Source organism: Rhodovulum kholense, assembly GCF_003053725.1.
GTDB lineage: Bacteria > Pseudomonadota > Alphaproteobacteria > Rhodobacterales > Rhodobacteraceae > Rhodovulum > Rhodovulum kholense.
This window is the reverse complement of record NZ_QAYC01000005.1, coordinates 234602-250291: the sequence shown is the minus strand read 5'-3', so window position 1 is coordinate 250291 and position 15690 is coordinate 234602. Positions and strand designations below refer to the sequence as shown.

The 15690-nt window shown below is 68.8% G+C and carries 9 protein-coding genes; 3 read left to right on the top strand and 6 right to left on the bottom strand.

Annotated elements, in window-relative coordinates; translation table 11 throughout:
• Positions 1 to 51 precede the first annotated feature (51 nt).
• Positions 52 to 1368: a hypothetical protein gene (locus C8N38_RS09230; RefSeq protein ID WP_425440032.1), complete on the top strand. Its 1317-nt coding sequence runs from the start codon at positions 52 to 54 to the stop codon at positions 1366 to 1368.
• 225 nt (positions 1369 to 1593) lie between these two features.
• Positions 1594 to 2115, top strand: coding sequence for a COG3904 family protein (locus C8N38_RS09225; protein WP_245895632.1), 522 nt, complete (start codon positions 1594 to 1596; stop codon positions 2113 to 2115).
• Positions 2116 to 2612: 497 nt separating this feature from the next.
• On the opposite strand, the gene malQ is transcribed toward C8N38_RS09225, so the two are convergent.
• Genes malQ through C8N38_RS09195 form a run of 6 tightly spaced genes read right to left on the bottom strand, consistent with a single transcriptional unit; the run spans position 2613 to position 13902 of the window.
• A complete protein-coding gene (malQ, locus tag C8N38_RS09220) occupies positions 2613 to 4469 on the bottom strand; it encodes a 4-alpha-glucanotransferase (protein ID WP_245895630.1) in 1857 nt (618 codons plus the stop codon).
• The gene (gene glgX, locus C8N38_RS09215; RefSeq protein ID WP_108026377.1) at positions 4466 to 6562 is read right to left on the bottom strand and encodes a glycogen debranching protein GlgX; all 2097 of its coding nucleotides are present in this window, start codon (positions 6560 to 6562) and stop codon (positions 4466 to 4468) included. Before glgX ends, malQ begins: the two co-directional genes overlap by 4 nt.
• The gene (gene glgA, locus C8N38_RS09210; protein WP_108026374.1) at positions 6559 to 7989 is read right to left on the bottom strand and encodes a glycogen synthase GlgA; all 1431 of its coding nucleotides are present in this window, start codon (positions 7987 to 7989) and stop codon (positions 6559 to 6561) included. The genes glgX and glgA overlap by 4 nt, the downstream gene beginning before the upstream one ends.
• Entirely contained in the window at positions 7986 to 9248 is a 1263-nt protein-coding gene (glgC, locus tag C8N38_RS09205) for a glucose-1-phosphate adenylyltransferase (protein ID WP_108026371.1), read from the bottom strand. Before glgC ends, glgA begins: the two co-directional genes overlap by 4 nt.
• A 15-nt stretch (positions 9249 to 9263) precedes the next feature.
• Positions 9264 to 11480 (bottom strand): 1,4-alpha-glucan branching protein GlgB, encoded by a 2217-nt coding sequence (gene glgB / locus C8N38_RS09200; RefSeq protein WP_108026369.1) that lies wholly within the window; start codon positions 11478 to 11480, stop codon positions 9264 to 9266.
• Between the two features lie 43 nt (positions 11481 to 11523).
• On the bottom strand, positions 11524 to 13902 hold the full coding sequence (locus C8N38_RS09195) for a glycogen/starch/alpha-glucan phosphorylase (RefSeq protein WP_108026366.1): 2379 nt from the start codon (positions 13900 to 13902) through the stop codon (positions 11524 to 11526).
• Positions 13903 to 14544: 642 nt separating this feature from the next.
• Between C8N38_RS09195 and C8N38_RS09190 the strand changes: the two genes are divergently transcribed.
• Positions 14545 to 15609 (top strand): UDP-glucuronic acid decarboxylase family protein, encoded by a 1065-nt coding sequence (locus C8N38_RS09190; RefSeq protein WP_108026363.1) that lies wholly within the window; start codon positions 14545 to 14547, stop codon positions 15607 to 15609.
• The last annotated feature ends 81 nt before the right edge of the window (positions 15610 to 15690 follow it).

Sequence of the window (15690 nt, the reverse complement as noted above, 5' to 3'; positions counted from 1 at the left end):
GCGGTTTACGCCCTATATGGTCTCTGCGTCGCCTCTTGAAAGGATTGCGTTGTGACACGTTCGCCCGACACGGACCTCGACACAGGCCCCGGCCCCGCAGAGGCCCCCCGCGACACGGCCCAGCACGCACGCGAATTGACCGGTCACCTCGCCTGGCTCGACAGCTTCACCGGCGTGGCGCTGGGCGTTCTGGCGGCAGCCTCGGGGATCTACACCTATATCGGCGTGCGCTCGCTGCTCGATGACAGCGGCGCCTGGACGACCTTCGCGGCACTTGCCTATTCGCTGGCGGTCTCGGTCGCGATCTTCGTTTTCTGGACCTACATGATGCGCCTGCTGCCCGCGATGCGAAGCGCCGCGTCGCGGACGGGATTGCTGCTGTCGATGGGCCTGGGCAGCGTGGCGATCATCGCGATGTCGTCCTGGCTGAATGCGGCGGCGCTGGCGGGCGCGGCGGCCGTGGAACAGCACCTGGCCCATACGGTGCAGGACTATCAGGCCGCGCTGGAACGGACCCATGCCAACACCATCGCGGGCCAGAGCCTGTCGCGGGACGTCGCCCGCGTGCGCGCCAGTTTCGAAAGCCTGTCCGATCAGGAAGAGGGCGGCAACCTGTCGGGCCTTGCCGGCCGCGGCGCGGTGTTCCGCATCCTGACCCAGAAGGCGGCGGAACTGGCCGCGCTCGAGGACCAGATCGCAGGCCAGGGCCGTGCCGTCGAAGAGGCCTTCGCCGAGGGCAATGCGATCCTCAGCCGGATGCGCGCGCTGACCGTTCAGGCGGGGGCCGTCGAGAACCGGTCGCTGCTGTTTTCGGAAGAGGCGGTGCGGCTTTCTGGGATCGTGGCGCGCCTGCGCCAGCTGAACGCCGCGCCCCTGGTCGTGCGCGCGGCGGGCGATCTGCGCGACTCGGTCGTCCTGCCCACCCTCGATGCGGGCTCGGCGCTCGGGCGCCAGTCGCAGGAGGCCACCATCGCCTCGGTGCTGCAGGCGCTTCGCGACCGTGCCGACACGCTGGAGGCCGCCGCCACCCAGGTCGCCACCCGCCCGGAACCGGCCGAGGTCGAATACACCCCCCTCTCGGCCGCCGACGCGGTCATCCGCTATGCCGGGAATTTCGTGCCCTCCTGGGCGGGTGCCATCGCCATCGACCTGTTGCCGGGTGTTCTGGTCTTCATCCTCATGGTCACGCATCAGGCCATCCGGACCAGCCGGGGCGTCAGCGCCCTGCAGGACACGATGACGGTGGCCGAGCTGCGCGCCGCGCTCGAGGCCGCCCGCGCGCTGGGTCTGGACGACCGGGCCGCGCCCGTCCCCGGCGCCAGCGACCTGACACGGCCGAAGCCCATTCCGGTCAGGGGGGCGGAGTAGGCCATGGACGACACGCAGCCGTCCTCCGCGCGCGGCCTGCGCCGGGCGATAATGGCCGTGCTTGCGGTGCAGGCGGGCATCGCGGCCCTTCTCGTCGCCATCGATCTTGTCCAGGCCGTCCCGCGGCCGGGGCTTCCGTCGGCTCCGGGGCCCGCGGGTCCGTCGGTGCGTCCCTATGTGCCAGATCGCCATCCGGCCGGTCCCGATGCGCCGCGCGGACGCCCCATGGCAGACCGGCTTGCCTTCGATGGAACCGGCGACCGCCTGAACGTCTCGGGCCAGATCGCACCGGGCGACGCCGAGCGCATGGTCCAGGAGCTGTCCCGGCGTTCTGAGGCTGGCGAGCCTGTCCGTGTCGTCAATCTCGACAGCACGGGCGGTTCGGTTCGCGACGCGCTGGCCATCGGCCGCGAGCTGCGCGAGCGCGAGATCGACACCGACATTGCGGACAGCGCCATCTGCTTTTCGGCCTGTCCCTACATCTTCGCCGGCGGGGTCGAGCGGACGGTAAACCAAGGCGGCCGTCTGGGCGTGCATCAGCACTATTTCGGCGAAAGCACGTTCCTGCCCGCCTTCATGGCCGTCAACGACATCCAGCGCGGGCAGGCCGAGGTCATGGCGCATCTGCGGGCCATGGGCGTCGACCCCGCCCTGCTGGAACCCGCGATGCGCACGCCGCCCGGCGAGATCTACATCCTCGACCGGCAAGAGCTGGTCGAGTTCCGGCTGGTGACTTCGGACGACTAGCTGAAACAGTCCGACGCGTGCGGACAGGCCGTCACTCCGCCTTCCAGGGGACTTCGCGCCGCGGCCCCGGATGGCCCCGCCAGACATCGTCTGCGCGTTGGAGGGCTGGTGGAGCGGAACTCGGACCTCCGGAGCGAATGCCGGACGTTCGACGGGCAGAGCCGACCGAACGGTGTGAGGGCGCAATACGCCGCCGCCCGGCCGTCTTCGGCGGCGCCACGGGTCGGGCCGGAGAGGTTGCGGCGGACCTGATGCCTTCGGAACGGATCCATCGGCCGGGTTTCAGGTCCCGTTCGCCGCCCGCTTCGGGTCCGGGTGCCATCCGGCCGACCGGCCTTGTCGATGACCGGGATGCGGGGTGCGATGTCGCCCCCTGCCAGCCCGGCCGTGGTCCTGATCCGCCCTCCGGGACGATGCCGACCCCGTCTGTCACGCGGTGCCGCATCGTCCTTGTCGCGCCTCGACGTGACCGGCCGACCGCGTGCCGTCGACGGGCCTCAACGCCCGGCACGAGCCATGATCTGGGCCGCGCGCTGGATGGGCTCGCACTCTGCCAGATCGGCGGCCCCCGGACCGATCCGGCGGCGCCAGTTGGGGTGGCTGTCGACGGTGCCGGGCAGGTTCGCTTGTTCGGTGGCCCCAAGCATGTCCTCGACCTGCAACGCCGCCAGCCGGGCCGGACTTGCCGCCAGTGCCGCATGGAGCGCATCGACCCCGACCCCGCCGATCCGCACGCTCAGCGCATGGGCCTGACCCGCGCGCTCGGCCCGAAGCGCCTCGGCGCGGTCGGGCGGGATATGGCCAAGCGTCAGATGCCAGTCGATGTCGCGCCCCGCGCCCCAGGCGGCGAAGGGCGGCAGATCGTGGCTGCCGAAACTGCCCAGCACAGGCTCGGGCCAAGTCTCAAGATCGGTGTCGAACATCGCCAGCCGACAGCCCAGAAGCCCCGAGGCCGCCAGATCCTCGCGCAGCCCCTCGGGCACATTGCCGAGGTCCTCGCCCACGATCACCGCCCCCGCCCGCGCGGCCTCGATCCGTGCCACCGCCAGAAGGGCCGCGCGCGGCATTCGCACATAGCCCCCCGGCGCGCCCCCTTCGGGCACCCAGAAGGTGCGTTCGAAGCCAAGGATATGGTCGATCCGCAAGAGCCCGGCGAAGCGCAGCTGGGCGCGCAGGATCTCGGCCAGCGGGCGGAAGCCGCGCGCGGCCAGCGCGCCGGGCACCATCGGCGCCAGCCCCCAGCTTTGGCCTTGCGGCGCGAAGGCATCGGGCGGCGCGCCCAGAGAGACGCCCTGCGCGAAAAGCCCCGGATCGGCCCAGGTCTCGGCCCCGCCCGGATGGGTCCCGACCGCAAGGTCCAGATACAGCCCCTGCGCCATCCCCGCCGCCTGCGCCGCGGCGCGGACCCGGTCGAGCTGGCTCTCGGCCTGAAGCTGCAGCCAGAGATGGAAGGCGACCGCCTCGGCATTCTCGGCGGCGAAGCGACGCGTGGCCGGGCTGTCGGGGCTGCGATACTCGGCGGGCCAGTCGGGCCAATAGGGACCGAACCGGTCGGCCAGCGCCTGATGCAGCGCGAAGCGGTCCAGATCGGCGCCGTCGGCCGCTCTGCGACGTGCGGCCAGCGCCTTTGCGTCGAGACCGGCAAAAGCCGCGCGCAGCGCCGCCATCCGCGCGGCGATGGCGCCGGGATAGTCCACCAGATCGCCGCCCGCCTGCGTGCCCTCGCCGGGCACCGCCAGATGGGCCACGTTGAAGCGGCGGCGGCTCGAGGGCGAATAGGGGCTGATCGCGTGGGGATCGGTCGGAAAGCCCGCATGGATCGGGTTGATCCCGACAAAGCCTGCGCCAAGCCCGCCCAGCCAGGCCAGAGCGGTCCGAAGATCCTCGAAATCGCCCAGCCCGCCGGTCGCGGCATCGCGCAGCCCGTACAGTGGCAGCATGACGCCCCAACCGCGCTCGGGCAGCGGCAGCGCGGGGGGTGCCGCCAGCAAGGTGGACGTCTGGCCGCCCGAGATCAGCCGATGAATGCCAAGGGGCAGCGCGGGCAAAGGGTCCTCCGCACGGCCTTCGATCAGCCCGCCGCTCTCAAGCTCGATCCGCCACTCGGCCGGAACAGTCAGCTCGGGGGCCACGCCCTCGGCCGCGACCAGCCAGTCGGGCAGCACGCGGCCCGCCCGCATAGCCTCGAATGCGGCCAGCGTTTCGGCCGCCTCGGCCTCGGTCGCGGCGGGCAGTCCCATCGCGGCCAGGAGGGCCTGCGCGGTCTCCGGCAGGGTCTCGCGTTCGGTGCCGGTCAGGTCGCGATAAACCGGCAGCAGACCGGCCGCCTGGGCCAGCACGGCCAGAGCGGTCAAACCGGCTGCTCCTCTTCCAGCACCAGAACGGCCACGGCCTCGGCAGGCATCTGGAAGCTGCCCTCGACCGGCTCGGGCGCCAGATCGGGGCGCGAGCTGTCCAGATGCAGGCTCCAGACCTGGCCCTCGGGCGCGTCGGGCACCGTGACCTCGACCGCCTCGCCCGCGTTGAAGACCGCGACGATGGCATATTCCAGCGCGGCATAGGGCGGCGTGCCCGAGGCGGTGCGCAACTCGACCACCAGAAGCCGCAGCTCGGGGTCCTCCCAGTCGGCCCGGCACATCGGCTCGCCATCGGCGCGGCGCCAGAAGAGATCCTCGATCCCGTCGAGCGCGCGTTCGCGCGAATGCAGGAACAGCTTTTGCCGCAGGATCGGGTGCGCCTTGCGGAAGGCGATGCATTTCGCAGTGAAGGCCAGAAAGGCGTCGTCGGCGCCCTGCCAGTCGACCCAGGCGGTGGCGTTGTCCTGGCAATAGGCGTTGTTGTTGCCGTGCTGGGTATGGCCGATCTCGTCGCCCGCGAGGATCATCGGCACACCCTGGCTGAGGAAAAGCGTCGCCATCATGTTGCGCCGCCGCTGCGCCCGGGCCGCGGTCACGGCCGGATCGGTGCTAGGCCCCTCGACGCCCATATTGTCGGAATAATTCGCCGAATGGCCGTCGCGATTGTCCTCGCCATTGGCCTCGTTATGCTTGTCGTTGTAGCTGACCACATCCATCAGCGTGAAGCCGTCATGGGCGGTCAGCAGGTTGACGCTGGAACTGGCCGGACGGCCGGAATGGTCGAATTGCGGGGCCGAGCCCATCAGCCGCGCCGCCAGATCCGGCACCCGCCCCGGATCGCGGCGCCAGAACCGCCGCACCCCGTCGCGGAACCGGTCGTTCCATTCGGAAAAGGGCGGCGGGAAGGCGCCCAGCTGATAGCCGCCCGGGCCGATATCCCAGGGTTCGGCGATCAGCTTGACCCGGGCCAGCACCGGGTCCTGCCGCATCGCCTGGAAGATCGCGGCATTGGGGTCGAAGCCGCCCGGCCCCCGGCCCAGCGTCGCCGCCAGATCGAAGCGGAAGCCGTCCACATGCATCGTCTCGACCCAGTAGCGCAGGCTGTCCATCACCATCCGCAGGACCATCGGATGGCCGGTGTTCAGCGTGTTGCCGCAGCCGGTGTCGTTGACGTAATAGCGCCGGTCCTCGGCCAGCCGGTAATAGCTGGCATTGTCGATGCCCCGGAACGACAGCGTCGGCCCCATCTCGTTGCCTTCGCAGGTGTGGTTGTAGACCACATCCAGCAGCACCTCGATCCCCGCCGAATGCAGCCGCGCCACCATGCGCTGGAACTCGGCGATGTCGCCGGTCTCCATGTAGCGGGGATCCGGGGCGAAGAACGCGAGCGTCTGGTAGCCCCAGTAGTTCGTCAGCCCCTTCTCGACCAGGAAACGGTCGTTGAGGAAGGCCTGCACCGGCAAAAGCTCGATCGCGGTGATGCCGAGCCGGCGCAGATGGTCCAGCATCGGGTCCGAGGCCAGCGCGCGGAACTTGCCCGGGGCATGCAGCCGCGGGTGGCGGCAGGTCAGGCCCTTGACATGGGCCTCGTAGATCACGGTTTCCGACATCGGCGTCGCGGGCGGCGCATCGTCGCCCCAGTCGATATCGGGGGCCACCACGATCGAGCGCGGCGCATAGGGGGCGCTGTCGCGCGTGTCGAAGCTGAGATCGGCCTGTGCGGCACCCACCTCGTATCCCATCAGCGCGTCATGCCAGCGCGGCTGGCGCGAGATCCGCCGGGCATAGGGATCGACCAGCAGCTTGTTGGGGTTGAATCGGTGACCCTGGTCGGGATGGTACGGGCCCGAGATGCGATAGCCGTAATGCTGGCCCGGCTGCAGCCCGTCGATCCGGCCGTGCCAGACATGATGCGTGCGTTCGGGCAGGTCGATATTGGCGAGTTCGGTGCGGCCGGTTTCGTCGAACAGGCACAGCGACACCCGGCTGGCATGTTCCGAGAAGATCGCGAAATTGACGCCCTCGCCATCGTATCGCGCGCCAAGCGCGTTCGGACAACCGGCGGTGATCGTGGTGGGCAATGTCGTCATGGGGTGGGAACGATCTCCCGGAAGAGGCGGGCATAGGCGGCGGCAGAGCCCTGCCAGCCGACCGGCGCGCGCATCGCGTTGCGCTGAAGTTTCGCGAAAAGATCCGTGTCGGCATAGAGGTCGCAAAGCCGGTCGAGCGCGACCGACAGCGCCTCGGCGGTCACGGGGGCAAACTGGATGCCGGTCGCCACGCCCGCCGCCAGCGCCGCCGGATTGGCGTCGATCACGGTATCGGCCAGCCCGCCGGTGCGGGCCACGACCGGGATGGTGCCATAGCGCAGCCCGTACATCTGGGTCAGCCCGCAGGGTTCGAAGCGCGAAGGCAAGAGGATCGCGTCGCCCCCCGCGATCAGCCGGTGCGCCAGCGCCTCGTCATAGCCGATCCGGACCGCGACGCCCTCGTGTCGGGCCGCGGCCGAGCGCCAGGCCTGTTCCAAGGGCGGCTCGCCCGAGCCCAGAAGCGCCAGCCGCCCGCCGCGCGCCACCAGATCCGGCAGCGCCTGCAACAGCAGGTCGAGCCCCTTCTGCCCGGTCAGGCGCGAGACCACGACGCAAAGCGGCCCCGGCCCGTCGCTCAGGCCCATTTCCTCCAGCAGCGCCGCGCGTGCCTTGGCCTTGCCGCGCGGCTGCCTGAAGCGCACCGCATGGGGGTCGGTCGCGGGGTCCCAGTCGGCCTCGTCGATGCCGTTCAGGATACCCAGCACATCGCCCGCCCGCGCCCGGATCACCCCGTCGAGCCCGCCGCCGAATTCGGGCGTCCGCAGCTCGCGCGCATAGGTCGGGCTTACGGTCGTCACCTTCCAGGCATAGACAAGCCCCGCCTTCAGCGCGGACACCTGTCCGTAGAACTCCATGCCGCCCGGATGAAAGGCCCAGCCCGGCAGACCCAGCGCGGCCATCCGCGCGGCGGGCATCAGTCCGTGAAAGGCGATGTTATGGACCGTCATCACGGTCGGCAGATCGACGCTGCGGGCCTTGAGGTACAGCGGCACCAGACCCGCCTGCCAGTCGTGGCACTGGATCAGGTCGGGCTGCCAGCCGCCCGCGCCCTCGGCGCCGATCTGCGCCCCCATCCACGAAAGCGCGCCGAAACGGATGTCGTTGTCGGGCCAGTCGCTGCCGCCGCCATCGAGATACGGCCCGCCGGGACGGTCGAAAAGATGCGCGGCCTCCAGCACGTAAAGCTCGAGCCCGGCATGGCGCGCGAAGTAAAGCCGCGCCGGACCGCCGAAGAAATCAGGGCTTTCCCAGACCGTATCGGCCGCCTCCGTCCTGGCCAGCACCGCCGGATAGCCGGGGATCAGCACCCGCATCTCGACCCCTTCGGCCTTCAGCGCCCCGGGCAGCGCCCCCGCCACATCCGCAAGCCCCCCGGTCTTGACCAGGGGCACGCATTCGGACGCGACCGACAGGACGCGCAGGCTCATGCGCGCGCCCTCCGGTCCAGCATCGACTGGGTGATCAGGGTGATCCCGCCCTCGGTCACGCGGAACCATTTGGCATCCTCTTCCGGGTCCTCGCCGACGACCAGCCCCTGCGGGATCACGACGCCGCGGTCGATCACCACGTTCTTCAGGCGCGCGCGCCGACCGACCTCGACATAGGGCAGCACCACCGCATGGTCGAGCACCGCGTAGGAATTGGTGTGGACCATCGTGAACAGCAGCGAATTGCGCACCTCGGTGCCCGAGATGACGCAGCCGCCCGAGATCATCGAGGAGACCGCAGACCCGCGCCGGTCTTCCTCGTCATGGACGAACTTGGCGGGCGGGACGGATTCCGAATAGGTCCAGATCGGCCAGCTCTTGTCCCAGAGGTTCAGATCGGGGGTGAAATCGGTCAGGTCGATATTGGCCTTCCAGAAGGCGTCGATGGTGCCGACATCGCGCCAGTAGGCGGGCGAATCCGCGCGATCCTTGACGCAGGACGAGGTGAAGCGATGCGCCATCGCCTTGCCGCCCTTGACGATGCCGGGGATCAGGTCGGTGCCGAAATCGTGGCTGGAGCCGGGGTTATCGGCATCCTCGATCAGCAGCGCGCGCAGGAATTTCCAGTCGAAGACATAGATGCCCATCGACACCAGGCATTGATCGGGATCGCCGGGCATCCCCGGCGGGTCCTTGGGCTTTTCGATGAACTCGACGATCCGGTCGGCCTCGTCCACCTTCATCACCCCGAAGGCCGAGCCCTCCTGGCGGGGCACGGTCAGACACCCCACCGTCACGTCGGCGCCCGTCTCGACATGGTGACGCAGCATGATCTCGTAATCCATCTTGTAGATGTGGTCGCCCGCGAGGATCAGCACGTAATCGACGCCATAACTGTCGACGATGTCGATATTCTGGGTCACCGCATCGGCCGTGCCCTGATACCACAGGCTTTCCGAAACCCGCTGGCTGGCCGGAAGGATGTCGAGATATTCGTTGCGCTCGGCGCGGAAGAAGTTCCAGCCGCGCTGGCAATGGCGGATCAGCGAATGCGCCTTGTACTGGGTCGCGACCGCCATCTTGCGGATGCCCGAATTCAGCGCGTTCGACAGCGCGAAGTCGATGATCCGGGTCTTGCCGCCGAAATAGACCGCGGGCTTGGCCCGCATGTCGGTCAGCTCGTTCAGGCGGCTGCCGCGGCCGCCCGCCAGCACGAAGGCCATGCTGCGGCCCGCGAGCCTGCTGTAACGGGTCTCCATCGGTCCTCCTCCTCGTCAGGTCTCGCCGGGCATGAGAAACAGCACCGACAGCGGGGGCAGCGTCAGCTCGACCGAGGCCGGCAGGCCCTGATGCGCCACCTCTTCCGCGACGACGCCGCCCAGATTGCCCCGGTTGCCGCCGCCATAGATCGCGGCATCGGTATTCATCACCTCGCGCCAGCACCCGGCCCGGGGCAGCCCCACCCGCACGCCGCTGCGTTCGACGGGCGTCAGGTTGCAAACGATCGCGACCGGCGGATCGCCCTCCTGCCCCTGCCGCAGCCAGGCATAAACCGAAATCTCGGCCGCATTGGCCTCGATCCAGCGGAAGCCGTCGGCCTCGCAATCCTTCACATGCAGCGCGGGCATCGCGCGGTAAAGCGTGTTCAGATCGCGCACCAGCCGCTGCATGCCGCGATGCCAGTCGGCCCCCAGCACGCCCCAGTCCAGCTCGCCCGCCCGGTCCCATTCGGCGCGTTGCGCGAATTCCTGGCCCATGAACAAGAGCTTCTTGCCCGGATGGCCCCACATGAAGCCGTAATAGGCGCGCAGATTGGCGAATTTCTCCCAGTCGTTGCCCGGCATCTTCGCCAGCATCGAGCCCTTGCCGTGCACCACCTCGTCATGGCTGATCGGCAGGATGAAATTCTCGGAAAAGGCGTAAAGCAGCCCGAAGGTCAGCTGGTGGTGATGGAACTTCCGATGCACCGGCTCGCGCGCGATGTAATCGAGCGTGTCGTTCATCCAGCCCATGTTCCATTTATAGCCGAAGCCGAGCCCGCCCATGTCGACGGGCCGCGACACGCCCGGGAACGACGTGCTTTCCTCGGCCACCGTCATGATGCCCGGCACCTCGCGATAGGCGACCTCGTTCATCCGCTGCAGCATGGCGATGGCTTCCAGGTTCTCGCGCCCGCCATGGACGTTCGGCACCCATTCGCCCGCCTTCCGCGAATAGTCACGGTAAAGCATCGAGGCCACCGCATCGACCCTCAGCCCGTCGACATGGTATTCCTCAAGCCAGTACAGCGCGTTGGAATAAAGGAAATTCGCGACCTCGGTGCGGCCGTAATTGTAGATCAGCGTGTTCCAGTCGTGGTGGAACCCCTCGCGCGGGTCGGCATGTTCGTAAAGCGCGGTGCCGTCGAACTGCACCAGCCCGTGCGGGTCCGACGGGAAATGCGCGGGCACCCAGTCGAGGATGACCCCCAGCCCCTTGCGGTGCGCCGCATCGACCAGATCGCGGAATTCGTGCGGTGGCCCGTGGCGCACGGTCGGTGCGAACAGCCCGACAGGCTGATAGCCCCAGGACCCGTCGAAGGGGTGTTCCGACAGCGGCAGGAATTCGAGATGGGTGAAGCCCATGTCGGCGGCGTAATCGACCAGCTCTTCGGCCGCCTCCTTGTAGGAGAGCGGCCGGTTGCCCTCGTCCGCCTTGCGCCGCCACGAGCCCAGATGCACCTCGTAGACCGAGATCGGCGCGGTCCGGGCATTGTTGCCCGAGCGGTAGGTCATCCAGGCATCGTCGCGCCAGCCATAGCCCGAGATGTCGCGCACGACGCTGGCCGTCCTCGGCGGATGCTCGGCCCCGAAGCCCACCGGGTCGGCCTTCAGCGGCTGGACCGTGCCGTCGGCCCCGAGAATTTCGTACTTGTAGCAGTCGCCCTCGCCGATCCCCGGCAGGAAGATTTCCCAGACCCCGGTCGTACCCCGGCGCCGCATCGGCGCGCGGCGCCCGTCCCAGGCGTTGAAGGGCCCGACCACCGAGACACGCCGCGCATTCGGCGCCCAGACCGCGAAATGGGTACCCGCGACGCCCTCGTGGTTGCGGACATGGGCGCCCAGCACCTGCCAGATCCGGCGATGCGTGCCCTCGCCCAGAAGGTATTCGTCCAGCTCGCCGATCACCGGGCCGAAGCGGTAGGGATCGTCGAATTCCCAGGTCTGGCCGGTGCCGTCGCTGGCGCGCAGGCGGTAGCCGCCCTTGCCGGGCACCGCGCCGGTGAACAGGTCGGGCGCGTCGGTCCGGCGGGTCAGCGGATGGGCCTTGCCCTCGGCCAGCGCCTCCAGCGTCGCGGCGCCGGGCAGGAAGGCCGCCACGATCCGGCGGCGGCCGACCATATGCGGCCCCAGCACCGAAAACGGATCGTCATGCAGCCCCGCCTGCAGCCGCAGCGCATCCTCGCGGGCCGGAAACGGATCTTTCGCCGAGGCGGATCTTGCGGAACTCATACCCCGAAGCCTAAGACGGCCGGACCCAAATGCAACGGTCTCGTCATTCCGCGACCAGAGGCACGGTGCCCCAGATGTCGCCCATGTAGCCCCGGATCGTGCGATCCGACGAGAACCAGCCCGACCGCGCGGTGTTGCAGGCGGCCATCCGGTGCCAGACATCCGGATCGGCATAGGCCGCCTCGGCCCGGCGCTGGGCGTCCCAATAGGCGGTGAAATCGGAACAGACCAGGAAATAGTCCTGCCCGGTCAGGTTGGCGACGACCCCGCGATAGCGGTGCCGGTCCTTGGGCGAGAACGCGCCCTGGCTGATCGCCTTCAGCGCGCCGCCCAGACGCGGGTCGGCCTGGATCGCCAGCTTGGCGTGATCGGGCACGGCCCGGCGCGCCTCGACCTCGGCCGCGGTCATGCCGAACAGGAAGAAGTTGCGCGCCCCCACCCGTTCGCGGATCTCGACATTGGCGCCGTCGAGCGTGCCGATGGTCGGCGCCCCGTTCAGCGCGAATTTCATGTTGCCGGTGCCCGAAGCCTCCTTGCCGGCGGTCGAGATCTGTTCGGACAGATCCGCGGCCGGGATCAGCCGCTCGGCGAGGCTGACATTGTAGTTCGGCAGGAACAGCACCTTGAGATAGGGGCTGGTGACCGGATCGGCGTTCAGCACCTCGGCCACGTCATTGATCAGATGGATGATCTCCTTGGCAAAGACATAGCCGGGCGCGGCCTTGCCGGCGAAGATCTTGACCCGCGGCACCCAGCCCGCGCCCGGATTGGCCTTGATCTCGCGCCAGAGCGCGACGGTCTCGAGGATGTTCAGATGCTGGCGCTTGTATTCGTGGATGCGCTTGATCTGCACGTCGAACAGCGCCTCGGGATCGACCCGCACGCCCTGTTCGGCGGCCAGCCAGTCGGCGAAGTCTGCCTTGTTCTCGCGCTTGGCCTTGGCGTAGGCGTCGAGAAAGGCCGGATCGGACAGCGACGCCTCGAGCTTTTCAAGCTGTTCCAGATCGTCGACCCAGCCCTCGCCGATGGTCTCGGTGATCAGCCGGCTGAGGCGCGGGTTGGCCGACAGCACCCAGCGGCGCGGCGTGACGCCGTTCGTCTCGTTGACGATCCGGTCGGGATGCAGCCGGTGCAGCTCGGCGAAGACGGTTTCCTTCATCAGATCGGTATGGAGCGCCGAGACCCCGTTGACCTTGTGCGCCATGGTGAAGGCGATCTCGCCCATCTTGACCTCGCCATGCTCGCGCAGCGTGACCCGGCGGCCCGGCATCTCGGCGGCATGGGCCTCGTCGATCCGTTCGATCAGCTGCATGTGGCGCGGCAAGAGCCGGGTCATCAGATCCTCGGACCAGCGTTCCAGCGCCTCGGGCATCAAGGTGTGGTTGGTATAGCTGAGGCAGCCCCGCGCGGTGGCGATGGCCTCGTCCAGCGCCATGCCGCGTTCGTCATGCAAGAGCCGCACCAGTTCCGGCCCGGCAATCGCCGGATGGGTGTCGTTGAGCTGGATCGCGGCCTTCTTCGGCAGATCGGCCAGCGCGCCGCCCTCTTCCTCGAACCGGCGCAGGATGTCGCGCAGCGACGCGGCGGTGAAGAAGTATTCCTGCTTCAGCCGCAATTCCTTGCCCTGCCCGGTGGTGTCGTCGGGATAAAGCACGCGGCTGATGGTCCGCGCCGTCGCCTCGGGTTCGGCGGCGGCGGCATATTCGCCGCGATTGAACCGCGCCAGATCGAAGCCGTGGAGCGGCTGCGCCGACCACAGCCTGAGCGTATTGGCCCAGCGCCCCTTCCAGCCGATGATCGGCGTGTCGAAGGCCGCCGCGATCACCGCCTCGGCGCCGGTCCAGACCGCGCGGCCGTCCTTCTCGGTGACCTCGCCGCCAAAGCGGATTTCCTGGGCGACGTCGCGGCGTTCGAATTCCCAGGCATGGAACTGGCTCAGCCAGTCCTCGGGCTCCTCGACCTGACGGCCGTCCTGGAAGGACTGCCGGAACAGCCCGTTTTCATAGCGGATCCCGTAGCCGAAGGCGGGGCAGCCGATGGTGGCAAGCGATTCCATGAAGCAGGCCGCAAGCCGCCCGAGCCCGCCATTGCCCAGCGCCGCGTCGGGTTCGTTCTGCACCACCGCGTCAAGCTCGAGCCCCAGATCGGCCAGCGCGCCGCGGGCCTGATCCTCAAGCCGCAGGTTGACGATGGCGTCTTCCAGCAACCGGCCGATCAGGAATTCCATCGACAGGTAATAGACGCGCTTGGGCTGCGCCGCGCGGGTCGCGCTGTTGGCGGCGAACCAGCGGTCGACCAGCCGGTCGCGCACCGCCAGCGACAGGGCGATCCGCCAGTCGTGAAGGGTGGCATGGCCGGGATCGGTGCCCAGTTCGTAGGCGAGGTGACGCAGGATGGCATCGCGCAGGTCGGCGGCGGTCAAGAGAAGGCCTCCATCAGGGGATTGGACAGGTTGCGGTCCTGCCGCGATATGGAAGGAAAAGGGGCGCCGCTTCAAGCGCGAGTTCGCCAAAGACGTGCAAATGCCCTCTTCCGCGCCAGAGCGGCGCGCAGCCGACCCTTTTCCGGGCAGAGGCCGAAGCGGAGGGCTCAGGCCCCCTTCGGACGCCCGCTTGCGGTCCCGGCCTTGCGCGCGACGCGGCGCCGCAGAGGGCCGTGGCGTCACGGGCCGTCGCGGGGGATGGAGACGCCGTCAGGGGCCGGTATGGTAACGAGACCCGATGCCGGGTCCGGTCCCTGCACGCGGCCGGGTCCGGCGCCTGACGGCGATACGCGCCGCCGCCGGGACGGGAATGGCCATCATGGCGATGAGGCGAGATGCACGTCTTGGTTGAATCTAATTGATAAAATTTAATTGGAAGTTGAGTGAACCTGTGCGACACTCTGTGCGGTCGCAGCGAGACGTCCCGCACAGCCTGAAGCCGGGACCGGGTGGGTTGCGATGCGGCGCCCCCGTTCCGGGCGCCGCTGGGTCAGTACCGACCGGCGCGGGGTTCGCACGGGTCGGCAAATCTCTGGCGGGCCTGTCGCCCGCCGCCCCGACCAAGCCAGGCCCGAGGCGCGCATGCCGACAGGCTTTGAAACGCCAACCGACAGCACAGGCATCATTCCATTGAAGCACACCGCGATACGCAGCCTCGTGACCGGCGGCGCCGGGTTCATCGGCACCCATCTGTGCGAGGCGCTGCTGGCGAGGGGCCATCAGGTCATCTGCCTCGACAATTTCAGCACCGGGCGCGAAAGCAACATCGCACATCTGCGGGGCGATCCGGCCTTCACGCTGCTTTGCCGCGACGTGACGCAGGCGCTGCAGATCGAGGTGGACGAGATCTACAACCTCGCCTGCCCGGCCTCGCCCGCCCATTACGCCCGCGATCCGGTGCAGACCGTCAAGACGTCGGTTCTGGGCACGCTCAACCTGCTTGAACTGGCCCGCACCACCGGGGCGCGGCTGTTGCAGACCTCGACCTCCGAGGTCTATGGCGACCCGATCGTGCATCCCCAGACCGAGGACTACTGGGGCCATGTCAATCCGATCGGCCCCCGCGCCTGCTATGACGAGGGCAAGCGCTGCGCCGAGACGCTGATCTTCGACTTCCGCCGACTGTACGGCCTGCCGCTCAAGGTGGCGCGTCTCTTCAACGTCTATGGCCCGGGCATGAGCCCCGGTGACGGGCGGGTCGTGTCGAACTTCGCGATGCAGGCGCTTTCGGGAGAGCCGGTCACCATCTACGGCGACGGCCAACAGACCCGGTCTTTCTGCTTCGTTTCGGACATGATCCGGGCGCTGATTGCCTTCATGGCGACGCCGCCCGAGGTGACCGGGCCGCTCAACCTCGGTAATCCGGCCGAGATGCGGGTGCTCGACCTCGCCGAAACGGTGCTGCGGCTGACCGGGTCGCGGTCGGGGCTGGCTTTCCGCCCGCTGCCCTGCGACGACCCGGTGCAGCGCCGGCCCGACATCACCCGCGCCCGCAGGCTGCTGGGCTGGGCGCCGACGGTCGGGCTGGACGAGGGGCTGCGCGCCACGCTGGCCTATTTCGCCGGGCAGTGCGAGTTGCCCCCGATCCCCGCGCTGCGGCCGTTGCCGCCCGACCCGGTCGCGGCCGAAGCCCTGCGCGCAATCTGATCGGCAAGGACGCCAACCGGCAGGAACGCCCCGCGCGCGGAAAGTATCCCTGTTCCGGAAGGGGGCGTCGCCGCACCGCGC